Source organism: Anaerocolumna sedimenticola, assembly GCF_009931695.1.
Lineage (GTDB): Bacteria > Bacillota > Clostridia > Lachnospirales > Lachnospiraceae > Anaerocolumna > Anaerocolumna sedimenticola.
Map to the genome: position 1 here is coordinate 5,460,176 of NZ_CP048000.1, position 15,031 is coordinate 5,475,206.

Genomic DNA, 15,031 nt, shown 5'->3' on the forward strand with positions numbered 1-15,031 from the left:
ATCCTACTAAAAACGGTTAAGTTTTATATAACTAATCCTTTAAATCTTAGGATTAAACTTAATATTTTTTCAATTCTTTAATAAATATTTTTATAAATACTTAGTTTAAATAATTCGTACACTAAAATACCTCGGAACAAGAAATCACTCTGTTCTTTATCATCTATTTTAAAGATAATTTATACGAATTTCAATCAACACTAATCTCATATGTGTCGGATTTTCTGTGATTTTAATTATTAGGTTTCTCTTGCATGTATCCGAATGTCGTTTTATAATAACTTAATTACTTCTTTAGGAGAAAAACCAATGAATGGCAATTCCTTGACTTTAGCAACGCAAATTACAAGACATAACCTGATTGATGCATTTTGGCAATTATATTGCAAAAAAACGATTGAAAAAATTACTGTTACTGAAGTCTGCGCACTGGCAGGGTATAACAGGTCGACATTTTATGTTTATTTTAAAGACGTGTATGAAATATTGGATGAGATAGAAAATCAGGTTATTACTGCGGATGAATTTAAAAGTATTATTCTGGATCAGCTTTTAAATAATAAAGATAAGAAAGATTTATTGAAACAATTGATACAGTTATTTGAAAACAATAAGAATTATCTTCCGGTTTTATTAAGTGAAAAAGGAGATCCTTATTTCCGGCAGAAATTATTAAAGAAGTTATATCCCCCACTTATCTCTTTTTATCCTGATTTAACGAAAGAAGAAATACAGGAAATTAAATACACCATGGAATATCAAAGTGCCGCCATGTTAAGTACCATCTCAAAATGGTATACCAACGGGAAAGACATTCCTCTGGAACGGTTTCTGGAATTATTATTTTCCATAACTACGAACGGAATCCAGAAAGAATTTCTAAAATATATGAAGCTATAAAAATACGTACCAGGTGCGGCTGAAATCTTAAAGAGCATCCAGTGATAGAATATAAAGCTATATATCACAGATATTTTATATTATATAGACGCGGATAGCGGCAAGAAAGAACAAACCACTATCCGCGCACTAAGTATAAATATCTAGAAATATACCTGCAGATTTAAGTGTTACTTTACAACTTAATGATTTTACCGGCCTTTATCCTTATTTATTCTGCTTCTCTGAGCCTTTCTACAATACTTTTACGGTTTGTCATACGATAGGATAAAAGAGGTATGATAATACCTATGACCAGAAAAACTGGTAATAATATAACAATTGGCATAATATTCAGACGGAAAGTAAAAAACCACATAATATTTTCAATTGGTTTTAAAGCAATATATCCGATTAAAACACTGATGACCAGTGATACAAGTATAGAAACAATACTGTAAAACAACCCCTCAAACAACAGCATTTTCTTAAGCTGCTTTCCTGTCATTCCAATACTTTGCAACATTGCAAATTCTCTGCGTCTTGTCATAATACTGGTAAGGACAGCATTTATAAAATTCAGTATTCCTACAATGCCCACAATAAAACTTAAGATACTCCCAACTAATAAAAACATATTACGGAAAGTACTGAATTGGTTAACATAGGATGCTTTTGATTCATAATTCATATCCGGTTCCTGTTTGTCCGTATAATCCTTAATAAAATTTTCCATCTGCTTCGTATGTTCCTTATCCACGTTATACATATAGATCATTGTATTTTCCGTGCCGGTATCTTTTATAAAAGTTTTGGCTGAAGTGATAAACGGCACATCCCCATAGGCACGTAATGACATATTATGAGGCATCATAACAACCGCTATCACTTCATATTCCTCATCCCATCCATTATATTCTGTTAATTTGCCATCTTCACTGTACTTATAATCCGTACAATAATGAATTTTAACTTTTTCTCCAACATCATAAATGGCATCTTGTAGATTCGGCTTACCATAATCATCGGGAAAAACAACCAGTGCAAGATAATGGCCGCTTTTCATTTTCTCTCTATCCAACTTGCCTTTTAAAAGCGTAAGCTGCTTCATCGGAAGATCTTCAAGTCCGTATAAATCCACATCTGTACTAATTTTACCGTTTTCATCTTTATCTTTCAGGCTGGATTCCATAGCTTCTTTCGGGTACCAGCCGAAGAACTGCTTAAAATCATTTTCTTCCAAAGATGTATTACTAATAAATGTACTCCCATATACCCGTCCCGATTCGGTAATTCCTGTCTGGGCATTAATGGCATTTATCATACTGTCCGTTACTTTTTGATCTTCTGAGCCGAAACGGCATTGGAAATAATCCGAATGCCCTACAATAAAATCGGTTATAACAAATTTATCTAAGAACTTATCCATATCAAAACCTTTGGTAAAGGTATAAGTACAATTTAAAAGTATTACGCTTAAGGACAAGGAGATGATTACCAGAACTGTTTTCTTTCTGCTTAAGGCCAAATTTGCCAAAGCCATATTATATACTTTCCCACCGTTTCTGGAATTTTTATATTGTTTCTTACCGTTAGCCCTTTCCGTATAACGTACTGCTTCAATGGGCGAAACCCTGGAAGCCAAAATCCCCGGTTTATTGCAGCTGATACCTACTGTAATAACAGAAAACAGAGCGGCTCCTATAAAGATCCAAGGATTATAAGCCGTAAAGCTCCGCTTATTCGTCATAATATTCATAATAACCGGAGTCAGTTTATTACCTATGATAAAACCGGTTAGCAGGCCTACAGGTATCCCAAAACATGACAGGAAAAAAGCCTGATTTCTCACGAGACGTTTGATTTGTTTTGGAGTTGTTCCAATTGTCTTCAAAAGCCCGTAAAAACGGATATCTCCGGATACTGATATCTGGAAAATATTATAAATAATCAGATATCCGGTAAAAATAATTAACAGTATCACTGCTGTGATGGCCGCTACCATCATAATAGTATCTTCCTTGTTCAAATGAGTGGAAGTATACGCCCAGTTAACACCTGTCGCAAGGTAATTGGATGCACTTTGATCCACAAAGTTATAACCATTCTCCTCCGTTATCTTACGAAGATTCGCTTCAATATTTCTGCTGTTTGCAAACATAACATCCAGATTCCAGGTTCCAATCGATTCGTAACCAGATGCACGCGGTTTATAGTCTTTTAATTGTCCCTCTACATAACTTTCTGACAACCAAATCTGACTTGCCAAAGAAGCTTCATCTGTCTGCCAGAATCCGCATAAAGTAAAAGTATCGGTTACCGTCCTTTCTCCCACCGGAAACGTAAGGTTTACTTTTTCACCGATTTTATGAGGAATACCTAAAAGATCAAGGACCGCCGTATCCGTTGCCAGTTCCATCTTATCTTCCGGCATTTTACCTGTGGTAGGATAGCTGAAATAAAGCTTAGCTTCATTCTTGTCTGAATAACGTATCTCGGTATGATGTTTGTTGAAGGGAGCCTCCTCAGGCATTGATAGCATAAGGCTCATACCATATTCTTTAATAAGAGGATCTGCTTTTAGCCGGTCAGCCTGTTCCTTGTTCAAATATTTAAAACTTCCATGGGCACTTCCTCCAGCCATACGCATATATTGCTGCTGGATGGAGTAATTCATAGAAACAGCGACTGTAAACAAGGAGGTAAATAATAAGGTGGTTAGTATAATAGCAAGAATAGCTACAATATTTCTTATTCGATTCGCCTTAAAGCTGCGAAAAGAAAGCCTGTAGATTACTTTTTTATTTGCAACTTTAATCATAAGGTTTCACCGCCTGTTATCCTGCCGTCCTCAATACGGATAATTCGGTCAGCCATTTGGGCAATTTCTTCATTATGAGTAATCATAACAATAGTCTGTTTAAACTGCTGACCGGTTACTTTTAATAAACCCATAACATCCAGGCTGGTTTTGCTGTCTAGATTCCCGGTAGGTTCATCCGCAAGAAGAATAGCAGGTTTTGCAGCAAGGGCCCTCGCCATGGCAACTCTCTGCTGCTGCCCTCCGGACAGGTTATTGGGCAGATTATTTAATTTACTCTTAAGACCCAAAGTATCAATAATCTGTTCCACATAATTTTTATCCACCGGATTGCCATCCAATTCTATGGGTAAAACAATATTTTCATAAACATTAAGTACCGGTACCAGATTATAATTTTGAAACACAAAACCGATTTTTCTTCTTCGAAATATAGTAAGCGCTTCCTCTTTTAATGAAAAAATATCCTTGCCATCCACCATTACGCTGCCTGACGTAGGCCGGTCAAGACCTCCCAGCATATGTAATAAGGTGGATTTACCGCTGCCGGACGTTCCTACTATAGCTACGAATTCGCCGTTCTCTATCTTAAGATTCACACCATCTAAAGCCTTAACAAGAACGGAATCACTGCTTCCATAATGTTTGGTTAAATTTTTCGTTTCCAGAATAATCATGTTTACCTCCAAAAAAAGTCTATATATGGTTGTTTCCATACATAGACTATAACCTATCATTCTTTCTAACTTCTTTCTATAATCTAACAGTTTTGAAAGATTTCCTGGTCAAAGCGGATATTCTTAGGCCCTCCACCTAAGCTGCGGCGGTCTCACTTCTGATGGTTAGATCGGTAAAAATACGGAAAATGTAGAGCCCTCCCCAATTCGTGATTTAACTTTTATATAACCGCCTTGTAATGAAATAATTTCTCTTGCCAAATACAAACCGATGCCAACACCTTCATACTGGTTTACCTCTTTGGAACGGTAAAACCTGGCAAAAATTTTGTTTTGCTCCTCTTCCGCAATTCCGATACCAGTATCAGTAATATCAATTCGGTAAAACATTTCATAAGGAATCGCAGTAATTGTAATAGTTCCACCCGGTTTCATATATTTTACGGCATTATCCAATATATTATAGATGGCTTCCGTACTCCATTTCATATCAAAACTAGCGGTACCGTCTTTGTGACAGCTTGTTATATGGATATCTTTCCCGGCTGCTTTTTGAGATATATCAGTGACTGCAGCCTTTATCAGTCCCTGTATTGAATTTTTCATCGTTGATACGGATATAATCCCCGTCTCTAACCTTGAAGTTTTTACAAGAACACTGATTAGGAAATTAAGTTTTTCTGCCTGCGCGTATATTTGCCGCACACAGTTTATATCTATGGAATCAGGTATTTCCCCATAGACTGTTTCTTCTAGTTTGGTTCCTGCGGCTTCAGGTTTTCCCTTCACTCCTGCTTCCACTTGCAAATTATTATATTTCTCTATCCGTATTGCTTTTTCCAACAGTAATTCCGTGTATAATAGAATATTGGATAAGGGAGTTTTTGTCTGGTGGGAAATATCAGAAATCAGAGATTTAATTTTATTTTTTTCTTCTGCCAGATTTTTAGAGGAAACGGCACAAAGGCACAGATATCGGTTTAACTTCGCTTCAAGAGCGGATAATTTGGACTCGTCATATGTGTTTTCAGTAAAACTGCCGTTAATTGCAGCATCTAACATTTGATTCAGCTTATCCATTGTTTTTTTTGTTCTGGAACGATAAATCAGGATAATTCCTGCCGAAAGAAAAAATAGCAGCAACAAAATTAGTAAAAAGCCGGATTGGGTTATTTCAATTTTCATAGCTACCTCTTACCTTGACGTCCATACATATCCAATTCCATACACTGTTTTAATATACTTGGGTTTGGAGGGTGTATCTTCCAGCTTATCCCGCAATCGCTTTACCGTTACGGACAACGCATTTTCATCTACAAATGCAGCATCTTCCGACCAGATTTTATCCAAAAGGATTTCCCTGGTAAGAGTATAACCTTTATTATTCACAAATATTTTTAACAGTTTCTGTTCTGTTTTACTAAGCTCAATTATAAATCCATTTTTCCGAAATTCCATCTTATCAAAATCAAACATAAAGTCATCTATGATCGTCTTCTGCTCTAAAAATCCGGTATTATTTTTTAACTGTGTATTCACCCTGGCCCGAAGAACCATCAAACTGAAAGGTTTGGTGACATAATCATTCGCACCCAGTTCTAATCCTGTCACAATATCAGTCTCCATATCATGTATGGTAAGCATAATTACAGGAATCTTTGAAGATTTGCGGAGCTCTTTTAAGAAGTCAAACCCATTCCCATCCGGGAGATTTGCATCCAAAAGCAATAAATCAAATTCAATTGTTTCCATTAATTTTCTTGCCGATTCTAAGGTAAAAGCCTGGGAGAATAGAAAATCATCCTGTTGTAATGCCAATTTTATTCCGTTGCTTAAAGGGGCGTCGTCTTCTATAATTAATATATTTGACATAGAACTCCTCCTGTTCTTCAAATTCTGTAATTTCAAATTAAAGAAGTTTTTGACTCCTTTAAAGAGTCCACCGTTTTTAATCCCTTATTGTCTTCTCTGTAATAAAAACTTTTTAAATTCTTCGGCATTTCTATTAATAATTAATTTTTCCGGAAACCGTATTTCATTCAGGACCTCTGTTACAAAATCAAACCGGGCAATATCAGCCGGGTCATGGGCATCGCTGCTGATTAGGATAGGAACATCGTACTGCATACATAAGCTTAACATAGTTAAATTATTTTTCCAGGCATTTAACCGTTTATTGATTGGATTCAGCGAATTATTATTTAATTCCAGTAAAACTGAGTTCTCCTTTGCTGCTTTTACAATCGGTTCATAAGCAAGGGGACACTTACCGTCATCGGGATGGCTGATAATATCAATCCTTGGATTTTTAATAACCTTTAATACGGCACCCGTATTTTGCTCTATGGTTCCTGCCTTATAACAGAGAGAATGAATACCGGCAATCCGAATATCCAGCTTATCGATTATTTCATCCGCAAGACTTAAATTCCCCTCATAGTCTAAAATATTAATTTCAGAACCCAGCAGTAGTTCTATCCCATACATTTTCCGGGGTACCACTCTTAAATTTTGAAAGTAAATGTCATCACAGGTACCGGGTATCCCTTTTGCATGCTCCGTTATGCCTAATATTTTCAGCCCTTTCTCAGCGGCTGCCTGTGCCATTTCCCGGATTGTTCCGTAGGCATGTCCGCTGGCAAGTGTATGGGTATGAACATCTAATTCTACTTCTAGCATGATTCTATAATTCCTCTCTTTGTTTATTGATAATTTTACAATCCCTTACTCACGTTAAGGTTCCATCAGATATTTTTTTACGCCACTGAATAAATAACCTTTTGCTAAATTTCCAACATCAATTTGCTCTTTCAGTGGAACTTTACTTTCTATATGATTCAGATTATACCCCTGTTTTATAATAATAAATTTTGCAAAACCGGGTGTCAAATTATTTCCCGGGCAGGAATAAATACAGTTAAGGCATAAATGGCACTTATGCCCAAAATCAGGTTTCCCTTTCTTCATGGTGATATTACCTGACGGGCATAACCTGATGCATAACCCGCAGCCATTACAGCTTCCGGATACTTTAATACGGTTCCCCCAGAATCCGGCTGTTTTTTTTTCCAATTCACCGATAGATGAGAAAATTCTATCTAAAACAAAAGGTCTGGTTCTTCTCTTAACACCACTTAATACTGCATCCACCATGTTGCTGACTTTATCCGGCAATACCTGTAAAAGCATAACAGATAAAGGTTCTTTCGTTTCCACTATCCAATTGGAGGGCATCACAATCATATTTTCATATACGACATGATAACCTTTTTTCGTTAGGCGTCTGATGCTGCTCTGTCTGCATGCCCTGTTCGGAAAAACTTCCCCGCCGCCGGAAACTGAGATAACCACTGCTTTCCTGTTCTTCACTGTATGTGATAATTCAATACGCTTATAAACTGCTTCCGGAGCATTAAAAGCATGTACAGGAAAGATAAGAAAAAGAAGTTCATAATCTTCAGAACTATTGCATTCCCCGGCAGCTATCCTTTCCATACTTCCTTTACAGCCTTTTTCTTTTAATCTTTTATCAAAACACTCTGCAACCCTTTTGGTTCCGCCGGTGCCGGAGTAATATACAATTTTATATTTGTATTTTTATCTTTCATAATAATACCCCATTGATTCGTTAAACTTATAAAATCTCCGTAATTATTTTTTCATATAATCTGAACCACTTTAGCCCATACATCTCAAGCCCTAAATCCACCGTATCAATATACCGATAGCCGCTTTTTTCATATAAATGTATGGCTGGTTTATTCTTTTCGAATACATCTAAACGAATTGATTTTATGTGATTTTTTCTTCCACATTGCTGTGCAAAATCCATTAAACTGCTCCCGACTCCGCAATTTATATACTCCGGATGAACAACTAAGGTATGTATAACAAAAACATCCGAATAATCCGCTTCGATTTCCCATTTCACTTCATTATAAGCAGGTTCAGGCTCATGACTCAGTATTATGGAACCCACAATCTTTTCGTTGCATTTTGCCACATATAGATGTTTTCCGTTTATACCATTAACCGCATTCTCCCTTACAGGATAAATGCCCTTTCTCCACCCCGGATAATTAACATTGGCTTCTAAATAATCATTTAAATCATCATATAACTGTGACAGCTCTTCTATATCTTTTTCCGTACCTAATTGTATCTGTAAATTCATTATCTGTCCTTTCCCTATAAATCGGTTTGAGCTTAGCTGACAGGAAACTTTCAGGAAACTCTCTCAGGATTAATTCATAAAACTTCTGAAGACCACCTGATTTCCGTCCGGATCAAGAAATTGCATATTCCTGGCTCCCCATGGCTGTGTAGTGGGCGGCTGCAGAATATTTATCCCCAGTTCGGTAAGTCTTTCATATTCTTTATCCACATCATCAACGGTAAAAGCGATTACTACATTTTCATTTTTATGTTCTGACACTTCTCCATTATTATAAATTGTAAGCAAAGCACCGTCTGTCTGGATTGCCTGATGAACCGTATCCTCACAATCCGATGTTGTTTTTAATACTGCCTTATAAAATTCAGATAACCCTGGTACATTTTTCGTTAATAAACAAACTTCCGCAAAAATCATATAATACTCCCTTCTAATGGATTTTAACTTTACTTTTAGATTCATTGATCAAATACAAAACTTACCAATTTATTTTAAATATAATAGATATCTGCAGGAACCGCAAGATAAATATAAAAATTTTTATGAAATTATGAAAAGCTGCTGCAATTTAATTTTTGCAACAGCCGCTTAAATTATAGTATATTTATATCTGCGCATACCGGATAATGATCGGATAGATATACCCCGTCTTTGCAATCTGTCCATACACCGATGTGATTACAGTGGAAATTATCCTGAGCAATGATATAATCTATTTTTTCTGCTTCTTTTAACCGTCCATAATCGTGGAAAGTGCCTTTTATACCGGCTGTTAAATCTACCAGGTGAGGATAGTCATGTAAAAGTTTTAACTCCTTAGAATCGGGTAAAGCATTAAAGTCACCCACTAAGATAGCCGGTGCTGTTATAAAGGTTTCTTCCCTTTCCATCTTTTCTAAAATCTGACCAAGGCCAGACTTTCTTGCTTCACTTCCGATATGATCCAAATGCGTATTATAAACACGGAATATTTCTTTCGTCACCATATTCTGAAATAATGCCATTGTGCATACCCTTGGACATATACTTTGATTCTCGTAACGGGAACCCGGTACTTTCGGAGTTTCCGACAGCCAGAATACTTCCATATGCAGCAAATTAAATTTACTTTTATTAAATACTATGCTTGTTTGTTCATCTTCCAGCTTTTCATCTCTGCCGCAGCCAATCACATAATAATCGGCAAAACTTTCTTTCAGCCATTTTGCAACATGGGGTAATACTTCTTGAAAGCAGATAATGTCCGGATTTTCTTTTTTAATTTTCTCTGAAATCAACGATTTTCTGAAACTAAAGTTGTTGACTCCGTCCTGTTCATAATCACAGCGGATGTTAAAGGTAACTAATTTCATTGTTTTCTTCTCCTTTATGCATTATATTCTCAGATAATTATGATGTAATAAACTAAAACTGCATCAGTAACGCATTTATCTGATATTATTTTCTTTTGTTCTTATACAATGTCCCCAAATACATTCTCCTCCAATATTCCAAATCCCCAGTTCTGATTCGGATAATTCATGGAACTGTCTCTTCTGGCACTGCTTGTTAAGATATATCTGATGAAGGTACAGTCCATGTTGGGCAGATTATTCTCTACAACTCCCCACTCCATTAATCTTGCGGCAATCCCTGCTGCATAGGCACATGCCATACTTGTACCGGTGAAATAAGCAAACTGGTCAATACCGGTAGGGATAACCATATTGACACCTGGTGCAGTTATATCCGGCTTCGGTTCATTTGTTTTCGTAAAACCTCTGCTGGAATAATAATATAATTCAAGAACCACCGGATTATATGCTGTCACTGTTATTATATTAACTGTATTTGCCGGTATGGAAAGTGTTGTATTGATATCCGGATTCATAAAATATATATTTCTTAAAAACTGATGCAAAGGTAACCAGATATGAAAACGGTTTACTAAATCATGAGAGCCTGAAACCTGAAAGCTCCAAACTCCCTGAGCAGCATTTTGAAACCGGAATAAAATTAATTGTGAACCTGCAAAAGGTTCCTGTAAGCGGTTATCAATATAAATGACTGTATCATTATAATAAACAGGTATCGTATTTAATTGTTTATAGCTACGGGAAACGTGATAGACAAAATCACCATTTGGGGCAAAAATATCAACCGCTAACAGATTAGGCGGATACCCCCATAACTCCATTGAAAAATTCTCATTTTCTGAACCTATATTTAATTCCGCTATATTATATATGTTGGGTGAACCAATTTCACCATAATAATGCCCATAACGATTTCCTTCATCCCCGGCTGCAACTATAACAGCAACCCCGGGTAATTCTCCGACCTCAGATATATATCTGCTTATAAAATCTTCGCCTATATGAGAGCCCTGATTACAGCCCAATCCAACAGCAATTACTATTGGACGATGTAAACTCTTAGCGACCTGCAGCAGATACTTAATACCCATCATTACATCATTTTCCTGGTAGCATAAAGCTTCTTCAGATATACCAAAAAATTCTTTCAGATAAGGCTTGGCAGGTTTCAGTTTTACGGCAACTATTTCTGCTTTTGGTGCCGTTCCTGAAAAACTGAACTGATTACTATTAAAACCGGCAGCAACTGCGGCCATTGCTGTTCCCTGGCCGTTTATCTCCGTACTTGGTACAATTGATAATGGATCTTTCGACTGAAGTGCCAGATTAATCTCTTCCCTGCCATATTCAGTTCCATAATAAAAATCTGCAGGATACCTGTCAGGGCTTTCAATGGTCTGATCCCATATTGACACTATCCTGGTTGTATTATTGTCATATTGAAATGCTTTATTACGGTATTCTATTCCTCCGTCGACAAATCCGATCAGAACTCCCTCTCCATCATAATCATAAGCGGGTAAGTTTTGTATATAATAATTACCATCCAGTTCAGTTGCCCGCTCGAACATTAACCCATAACACTTTGGAATGGAAGCATAACCATATTTATATACGGCATTATAAGTCATTTCGCTTACAGGTATATTCAAAACTGCATACCGTTGGTTTATAATATTATAGGATGCATTGGGATATTGAGCTAATATTCCCATATCATAATTATAATCAATAATTAAATCAGCATATTCATCACTGGTTATTTTAAATCGCTCAGACTCAGTCATAGTTATTCTATTCTCGAAATATCAGTTTGTTAATTCTATGAATTTTGTTATATAATGATGACTAAATCAGTCCATTCTCTTTTGTTATGTAATCACACCCCGTACTGCTTTTCCGTAACCGTCCATTGGAAATATCAAACCTCCAAAAACAGTAATCGGATTCACACAGTACCGGCAGAATCATAAGTTCGGATACCGCTTCAGTATGGAAGATCGGACTTGTTACCAGCTTTTAAAAAGTTTAATATCAGCTTATTCACCACTTCCGGTTTATCCTGATTGGAATTATGACCGGCATCTTCAACCATATGAAACGTACAATTGGAATCACTTTGCGCCCAGGTTTTCATTACCTTTTTAATGTTACCTAATTGGTCTTCCTCACCGCAAAGTAATAATACCGGATGCCGGAATCTAAACTCTATATCCTCCTTTAGACAGCCGGTTAATGACATCATAACATCAATAAAAGTCTCTTTTTCCAACCGGCTAAAGCACGCTTTTACATACTCCTTTACGTAATCTGTCGTTCCGCAGGCTTCGCTGCTTTGTTTGATCAATTGCTTCCAGGGGTAACAGTGGAACAGAAAATTGGAACATTTCAATAAACATTTTTCCACCATTGTTAATTTACCTGTATTTTTTGTACAATCTATCAAAATTAACTTTGTTATGTATTCCGGATAATTATAAGCAATTTCCTGGGCCAGATTACCTCCCATGGACTGCCCTATCAGAACAGCCTCATCGATCCCGTAGATTTTATATAATCTTTTCATGTCGCTTACCATATCTTCAAAGCGGAATTTCTGCCCTTTTTTTAGTTTTGAAAGACCATGGCCTCGGGCATCCCAGGTGATTAAATGATAGGCAGAATCAAATATTTTATATTGTTCCTTGAACATTTCATGATCGATACCTGCGCCGTGTAAGAAAATAACCCACTTATTCTCGGATCCCTTTTGGTACCAATAATGAATTTCACAGTTAAGATTCTGGAATGTTAAATGCTCAAAATTATTCCCATCTCTCATAATTTACACACCTTTCCTCCGGTTTACTATCATAAAGCCCTGATGGACATAAAAATATTTAAATATAGTGTTTAAAAAAATTTTTAAATAAAACAATATTTTAATACTATTTTACAAGCATTTACTATATATTTATACAAAAACTTCTGGAGCATTCCATTGAATAAATTCAGTAAAATAATTATAGTATTGGTTGGTGCAATCTTATTTACAGTTTTTATTTATTTTCTATATCACATAGCCGATAATCAAATGACCAGCGTACCTTTACTTATTATGGCAGGGATTTTTTTGTATATATTAATTTTAAGTATATTATTTTTATTTATTAATACGGATTATAAAACTTCAAGCAATGAAGTAAGTGATTATTATGCCGCATTACGTCAGTCTCTCATTATAAACAATTATCAACTGACAAAGAGTGAAAGCAAAGAATCCGGTACTCAAGCCGCTACAGATATTTTAGAACTCATGTCAATCAATATGGCTGAAATTAAAGAGTATTATGTATTAAGTAAAAACATGGCTAAAAGTTCCTTTAAACTCTCCGTATCCATGTGTTTACTGGGTTTTACGTTGATCACTTCCTCCATAATTTTCATATTTGCAATGGATATTACCATTGGCTCCGCTATCATACCGGCAATTGGAGGTGTTATAGTAGAAGTAGTTGCAGGTACTTCTCTTTTTGTTTACAGGCAATCATTAGAACAATTAAATAAATATTATGAAGCTTTACACGAAAATGAACGTTTTCTTTCCGTTGTTAATATCACAGATAAAATATCTCCGGAAAAAAAAGATGATGTCTATCAGGAGATAATCAAAAGCCAGTTAAACTATAAAGATATGATTAGTTAATAATGGGGATTACTGCATTCAATTTAAAATCATTAAATGAATGCAGTTTCTTCCCATTGTGCTTTGGTTATTCCGTAATGAACCACATCATGGAATTTCCCTTTTATTTTAACTTCTTCTATAGCCACTCCTTCCAATCTCATCCCGTTCTTCTTCATAACCCTGCCGGAGCCTTCATTTCCCATATAATGAGTTGCTTCCACACGGTTTAATTCCAGCTTTGTAAAGCAGAAATTTAAAATGGTAGTTAAAGCCTCCGTCATATACCCATGATTCCAATAATTACGATTAAGTACATATCCAAAACTTGCTTTTTCGTGTTGAGGTTCGATACGAATATCAATACATCCAATACATAAGTCATTTTCCTTTAATGCAACAGCATATACTCCGGGTTTAGAATAGTATGCCATAATGACTCTTTCTGCTGCATTCGGGTCGGTTATTCCGGTCCAAACAAGGTACTTTAACGTCTGACTATCACTTCCGTAAGCTAAAACTGCTTCTTTATCTTTGATGTTAAATTTTCTGAGTAATAAACGATTGGTTTCTAATTCTGTATTTTTTCTTATTATCTCGTTATAATTACTTTTCATTAAATCACCTGATATGATAACCTTTCCTTTAAAGCCAAAAATCTTATTCTTAGATTATCTGACTTCCTGATTAAATTAATAATAATACATATTTTGGTAATTATCAATCCTAATAAAGTCTTTTTCAGTTAATCTTAATAATGCACTCTTAATACAGCTTTAACTGTACCAAGAGTGCATTTATATGTAATATTCTTTTTAATCTGAGATAAGAAAAAGTCTGACTTGTCAGACTCTGGTGCTGACACGCTGTCATTTTAGTGACAATTTCATCTTAAGCGTCATGCCCATCCCCCGGAGGGTTTTATCTCATAGGACGAACTTTCCTATGGGATAAAAAAACTACCGACTTTATCCGTAGGTAGTTCTGGTTCCCCTTATTATATTGTAATATACCTGTTATGTACGGTCTAAGAATCTCATTCTACCCTGGTTTGGATTTTTCGGTTTTTCTCCAATTTGAAAATCATCGATGTTCATTTCATGCCGCATTTCATTACTTAATGAATCTGCACATTCCCGGCAAAGTCTTCCAAACTTTATATTGGTTCCACAAATTTCACAATTTAAAAAAATAACTGAACCATCTGGAATAACCAGTCTTCCGTCTTTTAAATAGCTTTTAATTCTGGCTATTTTAACTCCTGTTTCCTTTGATACCTGCATGATTGTTGCTGAAAGATTTTCATAGATATAATCTTTGACAATTTCAAATTCCGCCTCGTCTTCTGCTTTACAGGCTGCACAAATGCATTTGCCAACCCCTGTAAACAGAAACATTTTCCCGCATCTTTTACATTCCCGGATTTCTCCACTCTTATTCAGATCCATAAAGTCACCACTC

15 protein-coding genes are annotated in these 15,031 nt (G+C 35.8%); 2 read left to right on the forward strand and 13 right to left on the reverse strand.

The window, feature by feature from the left end:
• Positions 1-309 precede the first annotated feature (309 nt).
• On the forward strand, positions 310-900 hold the full coding sequence (locus Ana3638_RS24365; RefSeq protein ID WP_161840342.1) for a TetR/AcrR family transcriptional regulator: 591 nt from the start codon (positions 310-312) through the stop codon (positions 898-900).
• Between the two features lie 211 nt (positions 901-1,111).
• On the opposite strand, the gene Ana3638_RS24370 is transcribed toward Ana3638_RS24365, so the two are convergent.
• The 11 genes from Ana3638_RS24370 to Ana3638_RS24420 all read right to left on the reverse strand — a co-directional run bounded on the left by Ana3638_RS24370 (position 1,112) and on the right by Ana3638_RS24420 (position 12,727).
• Positions 1,112-3,700: an ABC transporter permease gene (locus Ana3638_RS24370; protein WP_161840343.1), complete on the reverse strand. Its 2,589-nt coding sequence runs from the start codon at positions 3,698-3,700 to the stop codon at positions 1,112-1,114.
• Positions 3,697-4,377 (reverse strand): ABC transporter ATP-binding protein, encoded by a 681-nt coding sequence (locus tag Ana3638_RS24375; RefSeq protein WP_161840344.1) that lies wholly within the window; start codon positions 4,375-4,377, stop codon positions 3,697-3,699. Before Ana3638_RS24375 ends, Ana3638_RS24370 begins: the two co-directional genes overlap by 4 nt.
• Positions 4,378-4,542: 165 nt before the next feature.
• A complete protein-coding gene (locus Ana3638_RS24380; RefSeq protein WP_246240612.1) occupies positions 4,543-5,562 on the reverse strand; it encodes a sensor histidine kinase in 1,020 nt (339 codons plus the stop codon).
• A 9-nt stretch (positions 5,563-5,571) separates the two neighbouring features.
• Positions 5,572-6,249, reverse strand: coding sequence for a response regulator transcription factor (locus Ana3638_RS24385; protein ID WP_161840345.1), 678 nt, complete (start codon positions 6,247-6,249; stop codon positions 5,572-5,574).
• A gap of 84 nt (positions 6,250-6,333) precedes the next feature.
• Positions 6,334-7,056, reverse strand: coding sequence for a phosphatase (locus tag Ana3638_RS24390; RefSeq protein ID WP_161840346.1), 723 nt, complete (start codon positions 7,054-7,056; stop codon positions 6,334-6,336).
• Positions 7,057-7,110: 54 nt separating this feature from the next.
• Positions 7,111-7,959 carry an EFR1 family ferrodoxin gene (locus Ana3638_RS24395; protein WP_202621669.1) on the reverse strand — a complete coding sequence of 283 codons (849 nt, stop codon included), beginning with the start codon at positions 7,957-7,959 and terminating at the stop codon, positions 7,111-7,113.
• 52 nt (positions 7,960-8,011) lie between these two features.
• Complete coding sequence (locus Ana3638_RS24400) at positions 8,012-8,551, reverse strand: GNAT family N-acetyltransferase (protein WP_161840348.1); 540 nt, start codon at positions 8,549-8,551, stop codon at positions 8,012-8,014.
• A 69-nt stretch (positions 8,552-8,620) separates the two neighbouring features.
• Entirely contained in the window at positions 8,621-8,968 is a 348-nt protein-coding gene (locus Ana3638_RS24405) for a VOC family protein (protein WP_161840349.1), read from the reverse strand.
• A gap of 176 nt (positions 8,969-9,144) precedes the next feature.
• Entirely contained in the window at positions 9,145-9,903 is a 759-nt protein-coding gene (locus Ana3638_RS24410) for an endonuclease/exonuclease/phosphatase family protein (RefSeq protein ID WP_161840350.1), read from the reverse strand.
• Positions 9,904-10,004: 101 nt separating this feature from the next.
• The gene (locus Ana3638_RS24415; protein WP_161840351.1) at positions 10,005-11,693 is read right to left on the reverse strand and encodes a S8 family peptidase; all 1,689 of its coding nucleotides are present in this window, start codon (positions 11,691-11,693) and stop codon (positions 10,005-10,007) included.
• Between the two features lie 200 nt (positions 11,694-11,893).
• Positions 11,894-12,727, reverse strand: a complete 834-nt coding sequence (locus Ana3638_RS24420) for an alpha/beta fold hydrolase (protein ID WP_161840352.1) — start codon at positions 12,725-12,727, stop codon at positions 11,894-11,896.
• Positions 12,728-12,886: 159 nt separating this feature from the next.
• Here Ana3638_RS24420 and Ana3638_RS24425 point away from each other — a divergent pair, with 159 nt between their 5' ends.
• The gene (locus Ana3638_RS24425) at positions 12,887-13,591 is read left to right on the forward strand and encodes a TRADD-N-associated membrane domain-containing protein (protein ID WP_161840353.1); all 705 of its coding nucleotides are present in this window, start codon (positions 12,887-12,889) and stop codon (positions 13,589-13,591) included.
• A gap of 32 nt (positions 13,592-13,623) precedes the next feature.
• Here Ana3638_RS24425 and Ana3638_RS24430 read toward each other — a convergent pair whose 3' ends face one another.
• Entirely contained in the window at positions 13,624-14,187 is a 564-nt protein-coding gene (locus Ana3638_RS24430; protein WP_161840354.1) for a GNAT family N-acetyltransferase, read from the reverse strand.
• Between the two features lie 399 nt (positions 14,188-14,586).
• Positions 14,587-15,018 (reverse strand): MerR family transcriptional regulator, encoded by a 432-nt coding sequence (locus Ana3638_RS24435; protein WP_161840355.1) that lies wholly within the window; start codon positions 15,016-15,018, stop codon positions 14,587-14,589.
• Between the last annotated feature and the right edge of the window lie 13 nt (positions 15,019-15,031).